Source organism: Lysinibacillus canaveralius (genome assembly GCF_047301505.1).
GTDB lineage: Bacteria > Bacillota > Bacilli > Bacillales_A > Planococcaceae > Lysinibacillus_B.
In genome coordinates, this window is sequence record NZ_CP154840.1 from 1,109,220 (window position 1) to 1,128,969 (window position 19,750).

A 19,750-nucleotide genomic window follows, 5' to 3' on the forward strand; every position below is an offset into this window, starting at 1 on the left:
AATTTTGATTGTGATGTATAAACATACGTTGCGCAGCCTTCTTCACTATGTTAAAGTTCACATATAATATTTGTGACTTTTGAGAAAATTAGCGTCTGCTATTTTCTCAGTGAGGAGAGAAAAAGATGCATTTATATGGGACACAGAAAATTGAGAATGGGCATTTAACAATTGGTAACGTAGATACAGTGGAACTGGTAAAACAGTACGGTACACCGCTATTTGTATACGATACTGCGCTTATCCGTAAGCGCGCACGTGGATTTAAAGATACTTTTGAAAAGCTGGGTGTGACGGCACAGGTAGCGTATGCTTCAAAAGCATTTGCATGTGTCGCTGCTTATCAGCTGGCTGCACAGGAAAACCTTTCATTGGATGTAGTATCCGGCGGAGAGCTTTATACAGCGATCAAGGCGGGCTTTCCCGCAGAGCGCATCCATTTCCATGGCAATAACAAATCTATAGTGGAACTAGAACTGGCATTCGATACAAAAATCGGCTGTATCGTTGTGGATAATTTCCATGAGATTTCATTATTAAAGGAGATTTCAGAAGAAAGACAGCAAAAGATGAATATTCTGCTTCGTGTAACACCTGGAGTAGAAGCCCACACACATGACTTCATTACAACAGGTCAAGCCGATTCGAAATTCGGCTTTGATTTAAATAGTGGACAGACAGATGAAGCCTTTGCTCAAGTGAAGGATCATGAATTTTTAAACTTGCTTGGTCTGCACTGCCATATCGGTTCACAAATTTTTGAAACGGACGGATTTGCATTGGCAGCGGAGAAAGTGATGAAAAAAATGGGCGACTGGAAACAGAACCACGGATTTGAATGTTCAGTACTCAACCTCGGCGGCGGCTTTGGTATCCGGTATACGGAAGAAGATAAGCCGCTTGAGCCTCATGTTTACGTGGAGGAAATGATTAAATCTGTACAAGCAGAAGCAGAAGCGGTAGAATTAACAATGCCGGAGATTTGGATTGAGCCGGGCCGCTCGCTTGTAGGAGACGCAGGTACATCGCTTTATACAGTAGGTTCACATAAGAGTGTGCCAGGTATACGCGAATATATTGCAGTCGATGGAGGAATGAGCGATAATATCCGCCCAGCCCTTTATGATGCAAAATACGAGGCAATCATTGCTAACAAAGCAGACAAGGAAAAAAATGCTACCTACACGGTGGCAGGTAAGCTTTGTGAATCAGGCGATAAGCTAATAATTGATGCAGCTCTGCAGCAGGCAGAAGCTGGGGATATTTTAGCGATGTTCTGTACAGGGGCATATGGATATTCAATGGCTTCCAATTATAATCGCGTAACACGCCCAGCTGTCGTTTTTGCTGAAGCAAGCGAGCACCAATTGGTGATTAAGCGCGAAAGCTATGAAGATATCGTAGCCAATGATCTCCCGTTAACATTGAAAAAGGGTGAGTAAGCTTTGAAATTATCAAGACAGGCGAAATGGGGCCTTGGTTTATTTGTAGGTGTTATTGTTTGGGCACTGTTATTTATCTATGTCATCAGTCCATTAATTGCGATTTTCAACGGAGAATAATCCGTTTTACTGTAATGAAGGCCACAGACTGCCAACTGGAAAATTGTGATATTGCATTTCCTCAGCAGTTTTGGTAGGATGTGCAGTGGTAGAATTGAGGGAATATGACAATGCTAGTACGATACAAAAAAGCACTTGAAAAAATCGCCATGGGACTGTTATCCTTCATGCCGCAGGAGAAGGATGTTCGGCGATTAATGGAAACAATTCAGCAATATGAACAACTGGATAACTGGATGCTTTATTTATGGAAAGAGGACGAGGAGTATGTTGGCATTATCGGCGTACAAACGGAAGATACTGTAGCGACGATTCAGCATATTACCGTTGTTCCATCGTATCGGGGAGAAGGCGTAGCTCTGGAAATGCTGCAGCAGCTGCGTGATCTGAATCTCTTTACGGAGATTAAACCGAACGATGAAACCGAGCCTTTTGTACAAAAATGCATGCCAATCTTAAAAGAAGGATGACTCAATTTTGAGCCATCCTTTTTATTATGGAAGAAACGCTGGAGGCAGCAGAGTGACTATTCGACGGTAAATATAAGAGAATGAGAGAATAAAAAACAATGATTATTCTCTGTTTCTTTTTAGTGCTATTTTTGCCTCGCGCGCTTCGAGTACTTCACTCCGGTCACGTAGCATATGTTTATGGAGAAGAAACTCTTCATTCTCATAAGGAAGCGCGGCTATTTTTGACATGACGGTTTCTTCTAGTTCTGGATCCAGGATAGACAGCTTAAATGGCTGAAAATGTTTTCGCTGGCTGACTGCTTCAATAGCGTCCGTTAATTGTTCTTCTAACAATCTACCATCTAATGGCTGTAAAAAGTCGGAGGACCGATTCCGTTGAAGATTGTGAAGAGATTTTGTTAAAATTCTTGCAGAGCCATTAAAGTTGCCTCGTCGCCAATGATACATTCCAGTAGCAAGCTGTACAAGGCCGACAAGGACATGATCTTTATCACCAGGTGCAGCCTCTTTCCAGTACTCCTCCAGTACTTCGTGGCATTCAAAATAATCCTGATTGCCGTTAAAATATGTACAATAATCGACATACAATGGATGGGTATATGGCAAATGAATCACCTTTCCTCTATACTATGATTGAACCATTTATATACAAACGACAGGTGGCATACAAATGAGTTATGAAGTGAAACTAGAAGCATTTACAGGTCCACTCGATTTATTATTGCATTTAATTCACCGATTGGAAATTGATATATACGATATTCCGATGGCTGAGCTGACAGCACAGTATATCGATCACATCCATGCGATGAAGGAGCTGGAGCTGAATGAAGCGAGCGAGTATTTAGTCATGGCGGCAACGCTCCTGGCGATAAAAAGCAGGATGCTCCTTCCCATCCATGAGGGAGAGCTGGAGGACGCTGAATTTCTCGAGGAAGGCCCTGACCCGCGTGAAGAACTCGTAACGCGATTAATCGAATATAAGAAGTACAAAGAGGCAGCGACAAACCTGCAATCACTCGAAGAGGAGCGGGCCCAAGTTTATACAAGACCGCCTGCAGATCTTTCGGAATATGCCGTGCCTGAGCAGACAGTACTGTTTGAGGCAGAGGTCAATGTCTATGATATGCTGTCGGCATTTCAGAAGCTGCTTCGTCGTAAACAGCTGAAAAAACCGCTTAATACACGTGTTGCAAGGCAGGAAATTTCTATTAAGGATCAGATGTTTGCGGTAGTGGAACGATTGAAAAAAAACGGCGGCCGCACGACGTTTACAGAACTATTCCCGTTTGAGGATAAGGAAACGCTGATCGTGACATTTTTGTCATTGCTAGAATTAATGAAACGCCAAGTCGTCTTTGTAGAGCAGACAAACAACTTCGAAGAACTGACCGTATTACTGCAAAAGGAGGAAATTGGCGATGGACTCGAAGAACTTGATGAGTAGAATAGAAGCATTATTATTTGTTGCAGGGGATGATGGTATGACGTCGCGCCAACTTGCACAATATTTAGATGTGGAAGTAATTGATATTGAAGCTGGACTAAGTGAGCTTGAGACGAAATATAATGAATCGGAGGATCATGGCATCACAATCAAACAGTTAGCGGGTACATACCAGCTGGCCACAAAGCAGTCCGTAGCCGACACGATTAAAAAGCTTGTCGAAAATCCAACAAGCCAAGTGCTGACATCGGCTTCGCTTGAAGTATTGGCAATTATTGCCTATAAGCAGCCTATCACACGTGCGGAAGTAGAGGACTTACGGGGAGTGAAGAGTGAGCGTCCGATTCAAACGCTCGTATCAAGGGCTTTAGTACAGGAAGTAGGCCGGGCTGAAAAGACGGGACGTGCCATCCTTTACGGTACAACGAAGGAATTTCTCAATTACTTTGGTCTAAAGGATATTTCCGAGCTGCCACCTCTGCCAACAGAGGAATCAGAAGAGGAGGAAGCAACAGATTTATTCATGACCAAGTTCCAAGAAGCATTTAACGAATAAGGGAGCGTATGCTTGAAGAAAATTTGGCTGATGTTGTTATTGCTGCTTGTGCCGGTGAATGTGGAAGCAGCGTCCAGCTATGCAGTAGTTGATGCACAGACTGGACGACTATTACTAGGGCAAGCCGAGGATGCACGCTTGCCGATTGCTAGTCTAACAAAAATGTGGACGGCCCTCATCGCAATCGAAAACAGCGACCTAGATGATATGGTTACCGTGTCCAAGCGTGCTGCTTACAGCGAGGGCTCCTCGATTTATTTGGAGGAAGGACAAGAGATTAAACTGGAGCATTTATTGTATGGCCTTATGCTGCGTTCAGGAAATGATGCCGCAACCGCTATCGCTGAACATGTAGGCGGATCGGTTGATGGATTTGTCAAGCTGATGAATGATAAAGCTGAGCTTTATGGTCTAAATAGCACAATGTTCACAAATCCATCTGGTCTTCATCATGAAGAGCATCTTTCTTCAGCAGAAGATACAGCAAAGATGCTGCAGATTGCCATGCAGAATGAAACATTCCAAAAGATTGCCACAACCGTTCTTTATAAAGGAGAAAATGTGTGGCAGAACAAGCATAAATTATTGTCCCAGGGGATAGGGGCGATTGCCGGGAAGACGGGGTATACGAAGGTGGCAGGTCGTACATTAGCGACTTATTTTGAGCGTGGAGAAAAGGAGTTTGTTGTTGTAACCATTAACGAATCAAACGACTGGGTATTCCATAAGGATCTTGCTGATCGAGTAGAAGCGCAGTATGAAAATTACGAGCTTGTCGAAGCAGGAGATTATCTAATTCCGAATGCCACAATTACAGTGAAAAAACCGATATCTTTACTTCTTACGAAAGAAGAGCGAGAGAACATTCATCATACACTCATTGCCCGGCGTGATTACCAAAGAGCCATCTGGCAGGTTTCACTTGGGGAGGAAGTCATTTTTTCAAAAGCAGTATCCATTCAAGAAGACTGATGAAGGTCTTCTTTTTTTTATTGTTAATGACGATTAGAAGCAGTCTGGGAACGGTGCTGCTGGCGCCTGGAGAACAAAATATGCAAAAAGTTAGGAATAAAACTATTTCTCTTTATGTTTTCATCAAAGTATGACATAATTTTCAACAGATTATTGGGAATAACTTAGTCTAGTTACACATTATGTGTGGCGAAAAAATCAATGAGGTGAACTTATGGAAAGACTACAGAAAGTCATTGCTTACGCAGGTGTAGCATCGAGACGTAAAGCAGAGCAGTTAATAACGGAAGGTAAAGTGAAGGTGAACGGGAAGGTTGTAAGAGAGCTTGGAACAAAAGTTTCCAATTCTGACACAATCGAGGTAGAAGGAGTAAAACTGGAAAAAGAGGACAAGGTATACTTCCTGCTCTATAAGCCAAAGGGCTATATTTCTGCTGTAACGGATGACAAAGGGCGCAAAACGGTCGTGGATATTTTTAAAAAGAGCGTACCAGAGCGTATTTTCCCAGTGGGACGGCTTGATTACGAGACAACGGGACTTTTGCTGTTGACGAACGATGGAGAGTTTTCATATCAGTTGACGCATCCGAAATTTAAAATTGATAAAACATATATTGCCCGTGTCAAAGGCGTACCGACAATTGAAGGTCTAAAAAAGCTGCAGCGCGGCATTAAGCTGGAGGATGGTAAAACGGCTCCGGCAAAAGTAAGCATGACATCATTTGATGAGAAGGCAGGAAAAGCGATTTGTGAAATTACGATTCACGAAGGGCGCAACCGCCAAGTGCGACGTATGTTTGAGGCAATCGGTACACCGGTTGTAAAGCTGAAGCGTGAGCGCTTTGCGTTTCTTGACTTAGGGAACTTGCATCCTGGGGAATACCGTGAGCTGACAAAGCATGAAGTAAAGCAACTGCGCGTGCTCGCAGAAACAGGACGTTTGGATTAACACTAACCAGATAGTGTAAACGTTCATAAATCATTCATAATCCACAGAAGGCCAAAACGCATTCTTTGGTATAATGGACTAGGAATTCGCCTGATTGGGGAGGGATGCGAAAAATGGATAAAAAGAAAAAAAGATCCATTACTCGTGGAATCATTTTAGCCCTGCTAGCAGTAGCAATCGGCTATACGGTTTATACAACAATTACAAAAGATAAGGTCGATGTATTAAAGGTGGGAGCTGAGGCACCTGATTTTGAGCTGGTGGATTTAAACGGGGAAATGCACCGGCTTTCAGAGTACAAAGGACAAGGCGTACTGCTGAATTTCTGGGGAACATGGTGTGAGCCTTGTAAAAGAGAGTTTCCGGCTATTGAACGTCAATACAAATCCTTTGAAACACAAGGTGTTCATGTATTGGCGGTAAATATTGCCCAGTCGGATTTTGAAGTGAAAAACTACGTAAAGAGTATGAACATGACATTCCCGGTGACAATTGATAAAACGAAAAGCGTCATGAACGCCTATAACGTGACCAATCTGCCTGCCACTATTTTGATCAATAAAGAAGGAAAAATAGAAAAGATCGTGACAGGTGAAATGACAGAAGCACAGATTGCCGCGCATATGGAATCCATTAAGCCGGAATAGGAGTTTTACAATATGGAAAAAATTATATGTGAATGTGGCCATGAAAACCCTGTCGGAACGAAAATCTGCGGCAGATGCGGCCGTCCGTTAACGGAAGAGGAAAAACAAAAAAAGATTTTAGACATGCGGTACGATGGAATTGCTATTCGTTCTAAAACCCACAACAAATCGATTATCGACAAGATTTGGAACTTTTTCTCCAGCGTAAAAGTTGGAATTGCACTGATTATTTTGAATTTAATTGCCGCCTCTATTGGTACGATTTTGCCGCAGGAGTTTTATGTAAGCGTATCAACGGATGCGGAAAAAGCGAAGTACTATGAGGATATGTACGGTGCTTTTGGTACGCTTTACTACAATTTGGGACTATCGGATCTCTATTCATCCTGGTGGTTCCAAATTTTAGTAGGTATGCTGGCTGTATCAATTATCGTTGCCAGTATCGACCGAGGACTGCCGCTGCATAAATCTCTGAAAAATCAGCGTGTAAAACGACACCAAAGCTTTATGAAGCGTCAACGCATTTTTGCAGAGGGAGCGCCTGCCGCAGAGCAAGATAAAACGCTTGATCTAGTCGAACAGAAAATGAAAGCGATGAAATATAAGGTGCGCCGTGAAGGTAATGCACTAATGGCAGAAAAAAACCGCTTTGCCCGTTACGGTCCTTATATTAATCACGTAGGATTGATTGTTTTCCTAGGTGCTGTCATGCTGCGCTTATTGCCCGGCTTCTACATAGATGAATCCATGTGGCTGCGTGAAGGGGAGCTACGTGCTGTTCCAGGCATGGAGGGCTACTTCATTCACAATGACGAGTTTATTCTGGAGACGTACGACAATGAACCACAGGGTGAACAACTAAAGCAGGGCGTCAATGTCATGGCAAAAAACTATCAGACAAACGTAACGCTCTATAAACAGCAAGAAGGTGACTTGCCTGGTCAGACAGATAACCTGGAAGTTGTCGACACATTTGAAATCAAAGTAAATTCCCCGCTTAAGCATGAGGGGTATGCAATGTATCAAATGGACTATGGTTTGAATGAATTAAAAACAATGAAGTTTGCATTAACAAATAAAGCATCAGGCGATTCACTAGGTGAATTGACAATTGACCTGGCAAACCCTGAAACGGAATATGTACTGAGTGACAATACACGTGTTGAAATTGTATCATACTTACCGGACTTCTCAGGATTTGAGGAAGGGGTGCCGCAGACGGCCTCTCCAACACCAAATAATCCGGCATTTATCTTCCGTATGTATACACCTGAAAAGCCAGAGGGAGAGACAAGCTTCGTAGCGATTCAGCAGACGCTTGAACCTTTAGGAGAAAACGCATACAAAATGTCTTTCCAAGGTGTCGAAACACGTAACATGTCAGGTTTAACAATTCGTAAAGATAAAACCATTCCATTTTTATTCATAGGTGGTATGATATTCATGCTAGGTGTTGCTGTCGGCTCCTACTGGGCGCACCGCCGCTTATGGGTGGAAGAGCTTCCGGACGGTACGATTCGTCTAGCAGCGCATACAAATAAAAACTGGTTTGGTATGAAAAAAGAATTGGATGCCGTTACGGCGTTCGCACATCTTCCAGCTTATGTGGATCAGGCTGAAACAGAAAAGGAAGAAAATAAAAAGGAAGGTGACAACACCTTATGAGTTTGATTGATTTAAGTGGTAACCTCCTGTTTGTAGCATTCATCTGTTACTTGATTGGTACATTCCTATTTGGAGGAGCAATCAAGGAGAAGAATGATACAGCAGCAAAACGTGCTGACAGCTGGGGAAAAATCGCAATCGGGGTAACGATTATCGGTCTCCTTGCACAGCTGGGTTACTTCATCACTCGCTGGATGTACACTGGACATGCTCCTGTAAGTAATATGTTTGAATTCACAACAGCATTCGGCATGTTCATCGTGCTATCTTTCATCGTCATTTACTTTATGTATAAAGTAACGGCACTAGGTGTAGTAGCATTGCCGATCGCACTATTAATTATTGCGTATGCTTCCATGTTCACAAAGGAAGTAAGTCCGCTTGTCCCGTCTTTACAAAGTCACTGGCTGACAATCCACGTAATTACAGCGGCACTTGGCCAATCGATATTGGCGATGAGTGCTGTAGCAGGGCTGATTTACCTGCTGAAAAATGTGGATGTAAAAAAAGCGACAAAAGAGCGCTTCTGGCTGGAAGCAGTTATGTTTTTCTGTGTACTGGTGATCGGGTTTGTAGTAGCGACATCCGCATTCAGAGTTACAGGCTATGAGGCAACTTTCGAACATGTAACAAAAGAAGGTAATACAGAAGTAGTAGAATATACAATGCCTCCGATTTTCGGACCGCATGACTATGTCGAACTTTCTGAAAATCGTATGACACCGTTTGTCGAAGTGCCTGCTTTAATTGATGCACGTAAGCTGACAACAGTTGTATGGTCAATTCTATTTGGTTCCATTCTATATGTATTAATCCGTTTGATTGCCCGCCGTTCAGTATCATCGATGATTCAGCCGTTAGTAAAACGCGTTAATTCACAGTTGATGGATGAAATCGGCTATCGTGCTGTATTAATTGGTTTCCCGGTATTTACACTAGGAGCACTCATTTTCGCGATGATTTGGGCTCAAATTGCATGGAGCCGTTTCTGGGGCTGGGACCCGAAAGAAGTATGGGCGCTTATTACATGGTTATTCTATGCAGCATTCCTGCACCTTCGTCTATCCAAAGGCTGGGAAGGGAAAAAGTCTGCTTGGCTGACGGTAATTGGCTTCCTCATCATCATGTTTAACTTGGTAGTAGTAAACCTTGTAATCGCAGGTTTGCATTCTTACGCATAAATAGAGAGAAAAATTGGCAAAAGGAGTCGTATTTTACGGCTCCTCTTCTTTTCATTTACTGACTAAAACTGTACAATAGAAGATGTAGATAAAGCTTGAAGGGAGATTCACACCAGTGTCTGAGAATATTTCTGTATTAGTAGTGGACGATGAAGATCGCATTCGCCGTCTTTTAAAAATGTACCTTGAACGAGAAGGGTACATGGTAGACGAAGCCGAAAACGGTGAAGAAGCGATTGAAAAGGCGTTTGAAAATGAATATCACTGTATTCTTTTAGATATCATGATGCCGGAAAAAGATGGCCTGCAAGTTTGTGAAGAGATCCGTGAAAAGAAAACAACACCTATTATTTTATTAACAGCAAAAGGGGAAGAAGCAAACCGTGTACAAGGGTTTGAGCTAGGAGCTGATGACTATATCGTAAAGCCGTTCAGTCCGCGTGAAGTGGTGCTTCGTGTGAAAGCGATCCTGCGTCGTTCTGCTGCATTCTCGCCTGTCGCAAGTGCGTCAACTTCGAAAGATCTGGTAGTATTCCCACATCTGACGATTGACCATGATGCCCATCGTGTAACAGCAGATGGCAAGGAAGTCAATCTGACGCCGAAAGAGTATGAGCTGCTGTATTTTTTAGCAAAGTCTCCAGATAAAGTGTTTGATCGTGAACAGTTATTAAAGGAAGTTTGGCACTATGACTTCTTTGGCGACCTTCGCACTGTTGATACACATGTGAAACGTTTACGCGAAAAGCTAAACCGCGTTTCTGAAAATGCGGCAAAGATGATCGTGACAGTATGGGGCGTCGGCTACAAATTCGAGGTCGTGAATGAATAGAATATGGAATAGTATTGTCGGGAAGCTGTGGGTAACCATATTGCTTCTCGTTTCATTTGTCCTTTTCATTTTCACGGTCTTCATGCTGGAGTTTTTAGAAAACTACCATAGTGAGCAGGCTGAAAGCTCCCTTCGTCAGACGGCGGCAGCGATCGCAAGTATTGTAGATGAATACGGCGATAGCCATTCCCCGATTGAAGTCATCAAGGTTGTACTGGATGAATATACGAATGCACTTGTAGCAAATAGTCCGGATGATATTGTCTATGCGGTACAAGAGGGGAAAAACCAAGAAGAAATTCAGCAGGCAATTTTGGGAAATAAGGCATTTCAAACGATTTATGAATCAGATAAGCCGATTTTAAAAGAAATGATACTCCCTTCTCAATCTGAAGCGGAGAAAATGGAGTCTTATGTGGTACTTGGCTTCCCACTGAAATCGGAAAACGAACTGCACGGTGCAGTATTTATTTATCAAAACCCTGATGCTATGCATCAAACAAGCAAAGAAACGACGAAAATTGTCTTTATCTCTGCCTTGATCGCCTTCGTCCTGACGACGTTCTTTGCCTTCTTCCTGTCGAGCCGTATTACCTATCCGCTGCGTCAAATGCGGGAGCATGCATTTGCGCTTTCAAAGGGTAAATTTGATTCGCAGGTGCCAGCGATTCAGAGCAGTGATGAGATTGGTCAACTGGCTGTTGCTTTCAACCAAATGGGACGGCAGCTGAAGCATCATTTAGAAGTCATTAACCAGGAGAAGGAACAGCTATCAAGCATTTTGACATCCATGACGGATGCTGTTATTACCTTCAACCGCGATCGGACAATTCTGCTGAGCAATCCGCCGGCTGAAAAATTGCTGCAAACATGGTTTATCAGCAAGGGGAGTAAGAGTGAACGTCCGATTCCACCGGAAATTTACCATATGCTTGATCATGTCCTTGATTTTGAGGACAAGATTGAGGAAGATTTGGAAATGGACGGTTCATTTTATAGTATTACAATCAGTCCGCTATACAGCGGTGAATCGATACGTGGGGCGATTGCTGTTATTCGTGACAAGACAGAGAAAAACCGTTTGGAGAAACTGCGGTCAGATTTCATTGCCAATGTCTCGCATGAACTGCGAACGCCAATAGCCATGCTGCAAGGTTATTCGGAGGCTATACTCGATGATGTCGTACAGTCTGAAGAAGACCGGAATGAAATGATCCGGATTATCTATGATGAATCTCAGCGTATGGGCCGGCTTGTGACGGACTTGCTCGATTTAGCACGTATGGAGTCTGGCCATATTCGTCTATACAAGGATTCAGTCCCGATTGTCCATGTGCTAGAACGTATGACACAGAAGTTCATGCAGGTAGCTAAGGAAAAGCAGGTATACTTGAAATTTGAGTCTGACCTGCCGGATGATACGATCATTTCACTTGATGAGGACCGTATCGAGCAAGTATTAACGAACCTTATTGACAATGCCCTCCGCCATACACCAGAAGGAGGTACGGTTACGGTATCTCTGACAAATGAATTATCATACGCGAGAATTTCTGTAAGCGATACAGGAATAGGTATACCAAAGGATGATCTACCGTATGTATTTGAGCGCTTTTATAAGGCGGACAAGGCAAGGACGCGGGCGAAAGGCGGAACAGGCCTTGGTTTAGCGATTGCCCGTAATATTGTAGAAGCCCATGAAGGAAAAATTAAGGTCGAGAGTGTGGAAAAAGAAGGAACGTCATTTACGTTCTACCTCCCAATGTAATAATATAGGAGATAGGGTCATCGTACCCTATCTTTTTATTTTTTAGGAAATAATAAAACGTTTGCCCAGGGAGTACGCTGAAATAAAGGTGTTCTCTTTTTATCGGACAAGCGCTTAGTAGAGAAGGGCAATCTCCCTTGTTCTATATGAAACTTTTTTATTACATATTCGACTAATTTAATGAGAACGGAGGTGGAGTGGATGAAGGAATCCATTTTCCATCGATTATATGATGAGTACCACCAGGATGTCTTTCAGTTCTTAATTTATCTCGTGAAAGATAGGACCGTGGCCGAAGACCTTTCCCATGAAGTGTATGTGCGGGTGTTGAAAGCATATGACCGCTTTGAGGGGAGAAGTACAGAAAAGACATGGCTCTTTTCCATCGCGAAAAATGTAGCTATTGATCATTTTCGGAAAGCAAGGGTCAGAGGCCGCCATTCCTTTGATGCTTTTGATTGGGAGCAGGAGCAGCTCGTGTCGCCTACCAAATCTCCTGAGCAGTTTGCAGAGCTGAATGAAGAACTGAATCGCCTTCTGACTGTACTGGAGTATTGTACGGGTGATCAGAAGATGGTGATTGTCATGCGCTACTTCCAGGAGCTTTCTATTACAGAAACGGCCGAAATTTTAGGATGGACGGAAGGTAAAGTAAAAACAACGCAGCATCGGGCAATCAAAGCGCTGCGGGAGAAATTGAGTGAACAGGAGGCGAATTCATTATGAAGAACGAAAAATGGGACGATCAACAGCTGGAAGAGCTCTTATCCAAAGCCCCAAAAATTCAAGATCATCGTTCAAAGGAAGACGTCTTCGCAAGACTGAAAGAGGCTGGTGCTTTTGAAGAGGAGCCAGTACAATTAAGCAAAAAGAAAAAACGAAATCCTTTTATGCTCTTCGGGTTGACGGCTGCTTTGACATTTATAACATTTGGTGGTGTATACTACTTTTCGCAAAATTCTTCTGAGGAGAAAAGTATCTCTATGTTTGACGAAGAGAGTTCAAATAAACAGGAACAAACGCTGGATACAGCTGAAAACACAGCGGAAATCGAAGAGATGGCTATCCGGGCAATACCGGAAGAGGACATCCGCACGTCAGTATATGAGGAACAGCTGGAGGAGGCCTCTGCATTTCACATCGGTCTAGCTGGAAATGATGCAGAAAGTGTACCGGTTACGATTGTTATTCCGAAAGAAAAGCTTGTGGAGGACTTCGGCAAAGAAGCACCGACTCAGGTTGAAATGTATAATAAATATGCTTCGAAGCTGGATGAACAGGCAGCAGGATTCAATGAGTTGCATCCGGTAAAAGGAAAAATTGAAGAACAGGGAAAAACAGTGACCCATACTTTACCTGCTGATCATGGATATGATGTGTCATCCGGAGCGGCAGCCGTTTATACGGGAATGCTGACGGACACATTTAGCAAAAATTATGATAAGGCAATTATGCAAAATCAAGATGGGACACCGATGACTTTTAAAGAGGCAGGAACACCAAGCGAACCTTTAGATTTGAAAAATGCTTCGCGCTATAGCTATTTCCTGGATGAACAGGAAAGTGGTGTCTTTTTAGCCCCGAATTTCCGACAGACCTTTCAGACGGTAACAGAAGCTTTGGAATATATGAAGGTAGAAGAGAATGATATTTATAAAACGGCCATTCTACCAGGCGTAGATTATAAGGTAACAGATGGCAATGTCGTGAAAGTCACTTTTACAGCTCCTCTGGATTTAGAGACGGTTGATTCACAGCAGGCGATGCATATGATTGAAGCGATGCTGTTGACGGCTTCAGGCTTTAATAAGCAGATACTGTTTGAAAACATTGTACAAACGGAATGGAGAGGTTTCTATTTCGCTGAGCCCCTTCCGAAGCCAGTTGGGCCAAACGAATTACCGGTTGATCTTATCCAGGCTAAATAGACAACTTTAGAGAATTGTAGGCAAAAGGGTTTACAATTCTCGTTTTTCTCTTATAATAAAAAGTGTAACATAATTTTATATTGATTCATCTTCGGGGCAGGGTGTAATTCCCGACCGGCGGTAATAGAAGGAGCGATATCCGACCATTTTTGGAGGATATTGCAGCAACCCTTCTTCAGCCCGCGAGCCGCTTTTATAGTGCGCAGGATTTGGTGAGAGTCCAAAGCCGACAGTATAGTCTGGATGGGAGAAGGTGAAGGTACGGTCGTCATTTCATGAGAAATGTCGTGTTTTGTGTACGCCTTAAAGCTAAAGGGAACTGGCTTTATTTCGCTGTACGCAAAATACCGATGTTAAGACCTTTATTTAAGTGTGCCTTATTCTCCCTTATACAATATTGTATAAGGGTTTTTTCATGGAACGCGACGCCGGTTGTACCTTTCTTCTTGCGAGATGGAATCAGCAAAGGAGAAGATTTTTATGACGAAGACAAACAAAAAGTTGCGTTCATTCGTAACAATTGCGATGTTGAGTAGTATTTCATTTATCTTAATGCTATTTAACTTTCCGCTACCATGGTTCCCAGCATTTTTGCAAATCGACTTCAGTGATGTACCAGCATTGATTGCGGCTATCACAATGGGTCCGGTTGCCGGTATTTTAGTAGAGCTTATGAAAAATATTCTGGACTGGATTTTCTCAGGCTCGCCAACAGGTATGCCGGTAGGGCACATGGCGAATTTTGCAACAGGTATTTTGTTCATCTTGCCTGTTTATTACATTTACAAAAAACTACCTTCTGCAAAAGGTTTATTTTTCGGCTTGATCGTTGGTTCGTTAATCATGTCAGTAGGAATGGCCTTCTTGAACTATATCGCATTTTTACCGATGTATGGATACTTCATGAACTTCCATGTGGAGAATATGTCTGAGATGGCAGTGAAGGCAATCTTACCGTTTAATCTGCTTAAAGGGGTCATGCTCATTGTTATTGTGACGGTCCTATTCCGTACAATGAATAAGTGGATTCAAAACCAGCGTTTACAATATTTATCGTAACGAATACGCAGCTGCTTCGGTAGCTGCGTTTTATTTTGCCTTTCGACATGATACAATAACGCCGTATGAATGATAAGAGCTAAATTGATTTGTCGATGAATTGAGGAGGAAAAGATATGTGGATCGATATTACAATACCATTACATAAAAATATACCCGTATGGCCAGGGGATGCACCATTTGATTACCGGCTGGCGGCGAAACTCGAGCCGGACGGGGCAAACGTAGGCGAGGTGATGATGAGTCTACATACGGGCACTCATGTTGATGCTCCCTATCATTATGATGATTTTGGAAAATCGATTGATGCCTTGCCGCTTGACTTGTTCATGGGAGCTGTACTGCTGGTAGAGATGACAAATGTAGAGCAAATTCAAAGAGTGCATGTCGAGATGCTTCCGTTGCAGGGGATAGAACGGATATTTTTCAAAACGAAAAAAGAGCATGACTTATACCGTTTCGACCCTTCCTATACAACGGTTCATCCTGAGACAGTTGCGTTTCTAGCTGCTCAAGGAATTAAGGTGCTGGGGACGGATGCGCCTTCTGTTGATGCAGTAGAGGATGTGGCATTACAGGCTCATCACGCTTGTAATGAAGAAGGAATTTATATTATCGAAAACTTGTACTTAAAAGATGTGGAAGCAGGATTATACGAGTTTATCGGTCTCCCTTTGGCCATACAGGGCGGAGATGCATCTCCGATTAGGGCAATTATTCGAAAAGTCGAATAGAATTAAAGAAGCTGACCAAAGAGGGTCGGCTTTTTTGTTTAAACAGAGCTTATTTGCAGACCGGCGGACTTTATATGTCAGCCGGCTTTTTATCTCAAATTGAGATTAAATTAATCTAAAAAACGTATGTTATATTTCCTTACGTGATATTGATATTATAAGTGACATATTGTAAAGTAAAGATAAGAAAGGGAGGCGATGACGATGAGTCGAGAGTTTCGAAGAGCAATGCCGTTACTCCCAATTAGCATGGTGATGCAATTAACGGAGTTAACCGCAAGACAAATTCGCTATTACGAAGAACATGAACTAATCCAGCCGGCACGCTCAGAGGGGAACAGAAGAATGTTTTCATTAGATGACGTGGATGCGCTGTTAGAAATTCGAGAGCTTCTTGACCAAGGAATTAACATGGCAGGCATAAAAAAAGTATTTGATATGCGTCAAACAAGTGATGTAAGAATTCCTGACGGTCCTATCATTTCAGATGCGGAACTTCGGGCTATTTTAAGGGAAGAAATGCTGCAGGCACAGCGTTTACAAAAATCTTCGCTACGTCAAGGCGACCTATCGCGTTTCTTCCATCTTAGAAGTGAATAAATAAAAATTAGGAGAGTGAATGAGTATGGCAAACGCAATTGAGAAAACGATGAGCAAGTACACAAAAGAGGACATTAAACGCATCGTGGAAGATAAAAATGTAAAGTTCATCCGTCTGCAGTTTACAGATATTCTAGGGACGATCAAAAATGTTGAAATTCCCTTGAGCCAGCTTGATAAAGCGTTGGATAATAAAATGATGTTCGACGGTTCTTCCATCGAAGGTTTCGTGCGTATTGAAGAGTCAGATATGTATCTTCGTCCAGATCTCGATACTTTCATGATTTTCCCGTGGACAGCTGAAAAAGGGAAGGTGGCACGTCTTATTTGTGACATTGCACGTCCTGACGGCACTCCTTTTGAAGGCGATCCGCGTTCTAACTTGAAACGGATGTTAAAGGAAATGGAGGAGCTTGGTTTCACAGGCTTCAACTTGGGGCCGGAACCGGAATTCTTCTTATTTAAATTAGATCAAAAGGGTGAGCCGACATTAGAGCTGAATGATGACGGAGGATACTTTGATTTGGCACCGACAGACCTTGGTGAAAATTGCCGCCGTGACATTGTACTAGAGCTTGAAGAAATGGGCTTTGAAATCGAGGCCTCTCACCATGAAGTAGCACCTGGACAGCACGAAATCGACTTTAAATATGCAAATGCGGTAGAAGCGTGCGACAATATTCAAACATTCAAGCTAGTTGTTAAAACGATTGCACGTAAGCACGGCCTGCATGCAACATTCATGCCAAAACCATTATTTGGTGTAAACGGTTCGGGTATGCATTTCAATTTATCCTTGTTCCAAGGAGACAAAAATTCATTCTGGGATGAGGGAGCTGATTTACAGTTATCGAAAACTGCCCGCAGCTTTATGGCAGGTGTGCTAAAACACGTGCAGGGCTTCACAGCTGTAACAAACCCAACAATCAACTCATATAAGCGTCTCGTGCCGGGCTACGAGGCACCGTGCTACGTAGCGTGGTCAGCACAAAACCGTTCTCCGCTGATTCGTATCCCAGCTTCACGCGGCCTGTCAACTCGTATTGAGCTGCGTTCAGTAGACCCATCGGCTAACCCATATTTAGCAATGGCAGTTATTTTGGCAGCAGGCTTAGACGGCGTTAAAAATGAACTAGAGCCGCCAGCTCCAGTTGATCGTAATATTTATGTGATGAACAGTGCAGAGCGTAAGCAGCATGGCATCGAAAACCTGCCTGCATCCCTTGACGCAGCGTTAGCGGCATTGGCTGACGATGAAGTCATCAAGGCGGCGCTGGGTGAGCACATTTACGAAAACTTCAAGGAAGCAAAAGAAGTAGAATATGATATGTTCCGTACAGCTGTTCACCCATGGGAGCGCGAACAATATTTGAAAATGTACTAATAGATAGAATGTAAGAGATGGCGACATGCCATCTCTTTTTTGTTTAAACAATCAAATATATAAGGTTTTACTGTTGCATATTTTAACATTTTATCTCCTGATAAAGTCCTTCATAATTACTTCCAATTTACCATGGGTTTATCAACCATTCTTTTCCCATACAATTAGAAAGTTTCTTCTAATAGAATGTAAAACAAATTCACAATATAAACGTGTAATTTACATTCAAATAACAAAACATAATACTGACAAAATAATCTGTTAATAAATTGATTGTATGCTAAATATGTAAAACATACTTGGGAGGGATTGGAATGATGAAAAAGGCGAAAAAGCTGGCAGTTGCCGCTCTTGCAGGAACATTGCTTGTATCCTCGGCAGCCACAATGATTCAAACGGACATGGCAGAGGCAGAAGCGAAGGAAAAGGGTAATAAAAAAGACCCTACAAATGTCATTATGCTTGTTATGGATGGTTCAAGCGATAATGTATCTACACTTTCGCGCTGGTATAAAGGAGAATCACTGGCACTGGATGAAATCTTGACTGGAGGGGCGCGTACATACTCCGCTGAATCAGCTATTACAGACTCTGCCCCTGCGGCAACAGCACTCGCAACAGGACATAAATCAAACTCAGGCTACGTTGGTATCCTTCCATCATCGGTAACAACACCAGGTGCCGAGCAAATAAAAGAGGAAGACGCTTTTAAACCGGTCGCAAACGTGTTGGAGGGTGCTAAACAATCTGGAAGAGCAACAGGAATTGTCTCTACTTCAGAAATCCAGCATGCAACGCCGGCTGGCTTCTCCTCCCATGTAACGTCACGCAGTAATTATGACGATATCGCAGAGCAGCAAGTGTATCAAGGGATTGATGTCGTGCTTGGCGGGGGCCTTAATTCGCTGAAAGAGACACGAAAAGACGGAGAGAATCTGCTGGAAGTACTGGAAGAGCAGAATTATGAGCTCATCACGACACGTGAAGAGCTGCTAAAGACAAATGCAGATAAAATTTGGGGGAGTTTTGCACCTGCAGCACTTGCCTATGATTTTGACCGCGAGCATACAAAAGCAGAAGAGCCTACTCTTGCTGACATGACAAAGAAGGCGATTGATACATTGAATAAGGATAAGGACGGGTTCTTCCTAATGGTAGAAGGCAGCAAGATCGATTGGGCTGCCCATGCAAATGATGCAGTTGGGATGATTAGTGATTTCCTTGCATTCGATGACGCGGTGAAGGAAGCACTTGAATTTGCGAAAAAGGATAAAAATACGCTTGTTATCGCAGTGACAGACCATGGCAACAGTGGTATTACAATGGGGAATATAGCTACAACAGGCACATATGATACAACACCTGTTTCTGCCTACATTGATCCGTTGAAAGAAGCAACGATGACAGTAGAAGGAGCATTATCTGTCCTGAAGGAAGATAAATCGAATCTTGAAGAGGTAGCTGCTTTATACGGTTTAAAGAATTTAACGGATAAAGAACGTACAGCGTTGGAGACTTCTGAAAAACTAGCTGCGACAATGACGAAGCTGTTAGCTGAACGAGCTAATATCGGTTATACGACAGGCGGACATACAGGCGATGATGTGTTCCTATATGCATACGGACCAAACAAGCCGACTGGTCTAGTAGAAAATACGGATTTGGCGAACATTATGGCCGAGACAATGGGCTTTAAACTGGACCAGCTAACATCCTCGCTTTACATTGACGCAAAGCCTGCACTAGAGAAAAAAGGATTCAAGGTAACGATCGATCAATCTGATAGCAACAATCCAGTTCTAGTAGCACAAAAGGGGAACACAACATACGAAATGCCAGAAAATAAAAATACGATCCTTTCTAAAACAACAGGTAAAGATGGCAAAACTGAGGCTAAGCAGCATACGGTACCGTATGTAACTGTATACAATGACAGCAGCTTCTACATTTCAGAAGAAGCACTGAAGTATATGAAATAAAGATACGTAAAAAA

General features: G+C 42.8%; 19 protein-coding genes and 1 riboswitch. Of the genes, 18 read left to right on the forward strand and 1 reads right to left on the reverse strand.

Translation table 11 applies throughout. The features are described from left to right. The first annotated feature begins 125 nt into the window (after positions 1–125). A complete protein-coding gene (gene lysA, locus AA0Y26_RS05410; protein ID WP_413365817.1) occupies positions 126–1,442 on the forward strand; it encodes a diaminopimelate decarboxylase in 1,317 nt (438 codons plus the stop codon). A gap of 230 nt (positions 1,443–1,672) precedes the next feature. Further along, complete coding sequence (locus AA0Y26_RS05415; protein WP_413365819.1) at positions 1,673–2,032, forward strand: GNAT family N-acetyltransferase; 360 nt, start codon at positions 1,673–1,675, stop codon at positions 2,030–2,032. A gap of 102 nt (positions 2,033–2,134) precedes the next feature. Here the strand turns inward: AA0Y26_RS05415 and AA0Y26_RS05420 are convergent, their stop codons facing one another. After that, positions 2,135–2,623 carry a DUF309 domain-containing protein gene (locus AA0Y26_RS05420; RefSeq protein ID WP_413365821.1) on the reverse strand — a complete coding sequence of 163 codons (489 nt, stop codon included), beginning with the start codon at positions 2,621–2,623 and terminating at the stop codon, positions 2,135–2,137. A gap of 82 nt (positions 2,624–2,705) precedes the next feature. Here AA0Y26_RS05420 and AA0Y26_RS05425 point away from each other — a divergent pair, with 82 nt between their 5' ends. The 16 genes from AA0Y26_RS05425 to AA0Y26_RS05500 all read left to right on the forward strand — a co-directional run bounded on the left by AA0Y26_RS05425 (position 2,706) and on the right by AA0Y26_RS05500 (position 19,736). After that, positions 2,706–3,482 (forward strand): segregation/condensation protein A, encoded by a 777-nt coding sequence (locus tag AA0Y26_RS05425; RefSeq protein WP_413365823.1) that lies wholly within the window; start codon positions 2,706–2,708, stop codon positions 3,480–3,482. After that, positions 3,457–4,038 (forward strand): SMC-Scp complex subunit ScpB, encoded by a 582-nt coding sequence (gene scpB / locus AA0Y26_RS05430; RefSeq protein WP_413365825.1) that lies wholly within the window; start codon positions 3,457–3,459, stop codon positions 4,036–4,038. Before AA0Y26_RS05425 ends, scpB begins: the two co-directional genes overlap by 26 nt. Positions 4,039–4,050: 12 nt before the next feature. Beyond that, positions 4,051–5,010 carry a D-alanyl-D-alanine carboxypeptidase family protein gene (locus AA0Y26_RS05435; protein WP_413365827.1) on the forward strand — a complete coding sequence of 320 codons (960 nt, stop codon included), beginning with the start codon at positions 4,051–4,053 and terminating at the stop codon, positions 5,008–5,010. 214 nt (positions 5,011–5,224) lie between these two features. Continuing rightward, a complete protein-coding gene (locus AA0Y26_RS05440; protein ID WP_413365829.1) occupies positions 5,225–5,959 on the forward strand; it encodes a pseudouridine synthase in 735 nt (244 codons plus the stop codon). Positions 5,960–6,072: 113 nt separating this feature from the next. Then, positions 6,073–6,606: a thiol-disulfide oxidoreductase ResA gene (gene resA / locus AA0Y26_RS05445; RefSeq protein WP_413365830.1), complete on the forward strand. Its 534-nt coding sequence runs from the start codon at positions 6,073–6,075 to the stop codon at positions 6,604–6,606. A gap of 12 nt (positions 6,607–6,618) precedes the next feature. Further along, on the forward strand, positions 6,619–8,271 hold the full coding sequence (locus AA0Y26_RS05450; protein WP_413365832.1) for a cytochrome c biogenesis protein ResB: 1,653 nt from the start codon (positions 6,619–6,621) through the stop codon (positions 8,269–8,271). Beyond that, the gene (ccsB, locus tag AA0Y26_RS05455) at positions 8,268–9,452 is read left to right on the forward strand and encodes a c-type cytochrome biogenesis protein CcsB (protein ID WP_413365834.1); all 1,185 of its coding nucleotides are present in this window, start codon (positions 8,268–8,270) and stop codon (positions 9,450–9,452) included. The genes AA0Y26_RS05450 and ccsB overlap by 4 nt, the downstream gene beginning before the upstream one ends. Positions 9,453–9,567: 115 nt before the next feature. Then, the gene (locus AA0Y26_RS05460; protein WP_413365836.1) at positions 9,568–10,284 is read left to right on the forward strand and encodes a response regulator transcription factor; all 717 of its coding nucleotides are present in this window, start codon (positions 9,568–9,570) and stop codon (positions 10,282–10,284) included. Next, on the forward strand, positions 10,277–12,052 hold the full coding sequence (locus AA0Y26_RS05465) for an ATP-binding protein (protein WP_413365838.1): 1,776 nt from the start codon (positions 10,277–10,279) through the stop codon (positions 12,050–12,052). The genes AA0Y26_RS05460 and AA0Y26_RS05465 overlap by 8 nt, the downstream gene beginning before the upstream one ends. A 201-nt stretch (positions 12,053–12,253) precedes the next feature. Continuing rightward, positions 12,254–12,778 (forward strand): RNA polymerase sigma factor SigX, encoded by a 525-nt coding sequence (locus AA0Y26_RS05470; RefSeq protein WP_413365840.1) that lies wholly within the window; start codon positions 12,254–12,256, stop codon positions 12,776–12,778. Then, positions 12,775–13,980, forward strand: coding sequence for a hypothetical protein (locus tag AA0Y26_RS05475; RefSeq protein ID WP_413365842.1), 1,206 nt, complete (start codon positions 12,775–12,777; stop codon positions 13,978–13,980). Before AA0Y26_RS05470 ends, AA0Y26_RS05475 begins: the two co-directional genes overlap by 4 nt. 83 nt (positions 13,981–14,063) lie before the next feature. Next, positions 14,064–14,239: riboswitch (FMN riboswitch) on the forward strand. Positions 14,240–14,460: 221 nt separating this feature from the next. Further along, positions 14,461–15,039, forward strand: a complete 579-nt coding sequence (locus tag AA0Y26_RS05480) for an ECF transporter S component (protein WP_413365844.1) — start codon at positions 14,461–14,463, stop codon at positions 15,037–15,039. 116 nt (positions 15,040–15,155) lie between these two features. After that, positions 15,156–15,773 carry a cyclase family protein gene (locus AA0Y26_RS05485; protein WP_413365846.1) on the forward strand — a complete coding sequence of 206 codons (618 nt, stop codon included), beginning with the start codon at positions 15,156–15,158 and terminating at the stop codon, positions 15,771–15,773. Positions 15,774–15,977: 204 nt separating this feature from the next. After that, on the forward strand, positions 15,978–16,373 hold the full coding sequence (locus AA0Y26_RS05490) for a MerR family transcriptional regulator (protein ID WP_413365848.1): 396 nt from the start codon (positions 15,978–15,980) through the stop codon (positions 16,371–16,373). Between the two features lie 49 nt (positions 16,374–16,422). Further along, positions 16,423–17,757: a type I glutamate--ammonia ligase gene (gene glnA, locus AA0Y26_RS05495; protein ID WP_413368063.1), complete on the forward strand. Its 1,335-nt coding sequence runs from the start codon at positions 16,423–16,425 to the stop codon at positions 17,755–17,757. Positions 17,758–18,074: 317 nt separating this feature from the next. After that, positions 18,075–19,736 (forward strand): alkaline phosphatase, encoded by a 1,662-nt coding sequence (locus AA0Y26_RS05500; RefSeq protein WP_413368065.1) that lies wholly within the window; start codon positions 18,075–18,077, stop codon positions 19,734–19,736. Positions 19,737–19,750 lie beyond the last annotated feature (14 nt).

Excerpts from the sequence above, each read along its gene's own strand:
- lysA (WP_413365817.1), top strand. The coding sequence starts at position 126 with ATGCATTTATATGGGACACAGAAAATTGAGAATGGGCATTTAACAATT.
- AA0Y26_RS05415 (WP_413365819.1), top strand. The coding sequence starts at position 1,673 with ATGCTAGTACGATACAAAAAAGCACTTGAAAAAATCGCCATGGGACTG.
- AA0Y26_RS05425 (WP_413365823.1), top strand. The coding sequence starts at position 2,706 with ATGAGTTATGAAGTGAAACTAGAAGCATTTACAGGTCCACTCGATTTA.
- scpB (WP_413365825.1), top strand. The coding sequence starts at position 3,457 with ATGGACTCGAAGAACTTGATGAGTAGAATAGAAGCATTATTATTTGTT.
- AA0Y26_RS05440 (WP_413365829.1), top strand. The coding sequence starts at position 5,225 with ATGGAAAGACTACAGAAAGTCATTGCTTACGCAGGTGTAGCATCGAGA.
- resA (WP_413365830.1), top strand. The coding sequence starts at position 6,073 with ATGGATAAAAAGAAAAAAAGATCCATTACTCGTGGAATCATTTTAGCC.
- AA0Y26_RS05450 (WP_413365832.1), top strand. The coding sequence starts at position 6,619 with ATGGAAAAAATTATATGTGAATGTGGCCATGAAAACCCTGTCGGAACG.
- ccsB (WP_413365834.1), top strand. The coding sequence starts at position 8,268 with ATGAGTTTGATTGATTTAAGTGGTAACCTCCTGTTTGTAGCATTCATC.
- AA0Y26_RS05465 (WP_413365838.1), top strand. The coding sequence starts at position 10,277 with ATGAATAGAATATGGAATAGTATTGTCGGGAAGCTGTGGGTAACCATA.
- AA0Y26_RS05470 (WP_413365840.1), top strand. The coding sequence starts at position 12,254 with ATGAAGGAATCCATTTTCCATCGATTATATGATGAGTACCACCAGGAT.
- AA0Y26_RS05475 (WP_413365842.1), top strand. The coding sequence starts at position 12,775 with ATGAAGAACGAAAAATGGGACGATCAACAGCTGGAAGAGCTCTTATCC.
- AA0Y26_RS05480 (WP_413365844.1), top strand. The coding sequence starts at position 14,461 with ATGACGAAGACAAACAAAAAGTTGCGTTCATTCGTAACAATTGCGATG.
- AA0Y26_RS05485 (WP_413365846.1), top strand. The coding sequence starts at position 15,156 with ATGTGGATCGATATTACAATACCATTACATAAAAATATACCCGTATGG.
- AA0Y26_RS05490 (WP_413365848.1), top strand. The coding sequence starts at position 15,978 with ATGAGTCGAGAGTTTCGAAGAGCAATGCCGTTACTCCCAATTAGCATG.
- glnA (WP_413368063.1), top strand. The coding sequence starts at position 16,423 with ATGAGCAAGTACACAAAAGAGGACATTAAACGCATCGTGGAAGATAAA.
- AA0Y26_RS05500 (WP_413368065.1), top strand. The coding sequence starts at position 18,075 with ATGAAAAAGGCGAAAAAGCTGGCAGTTGCCGCTCTTGCAGGAACATTG.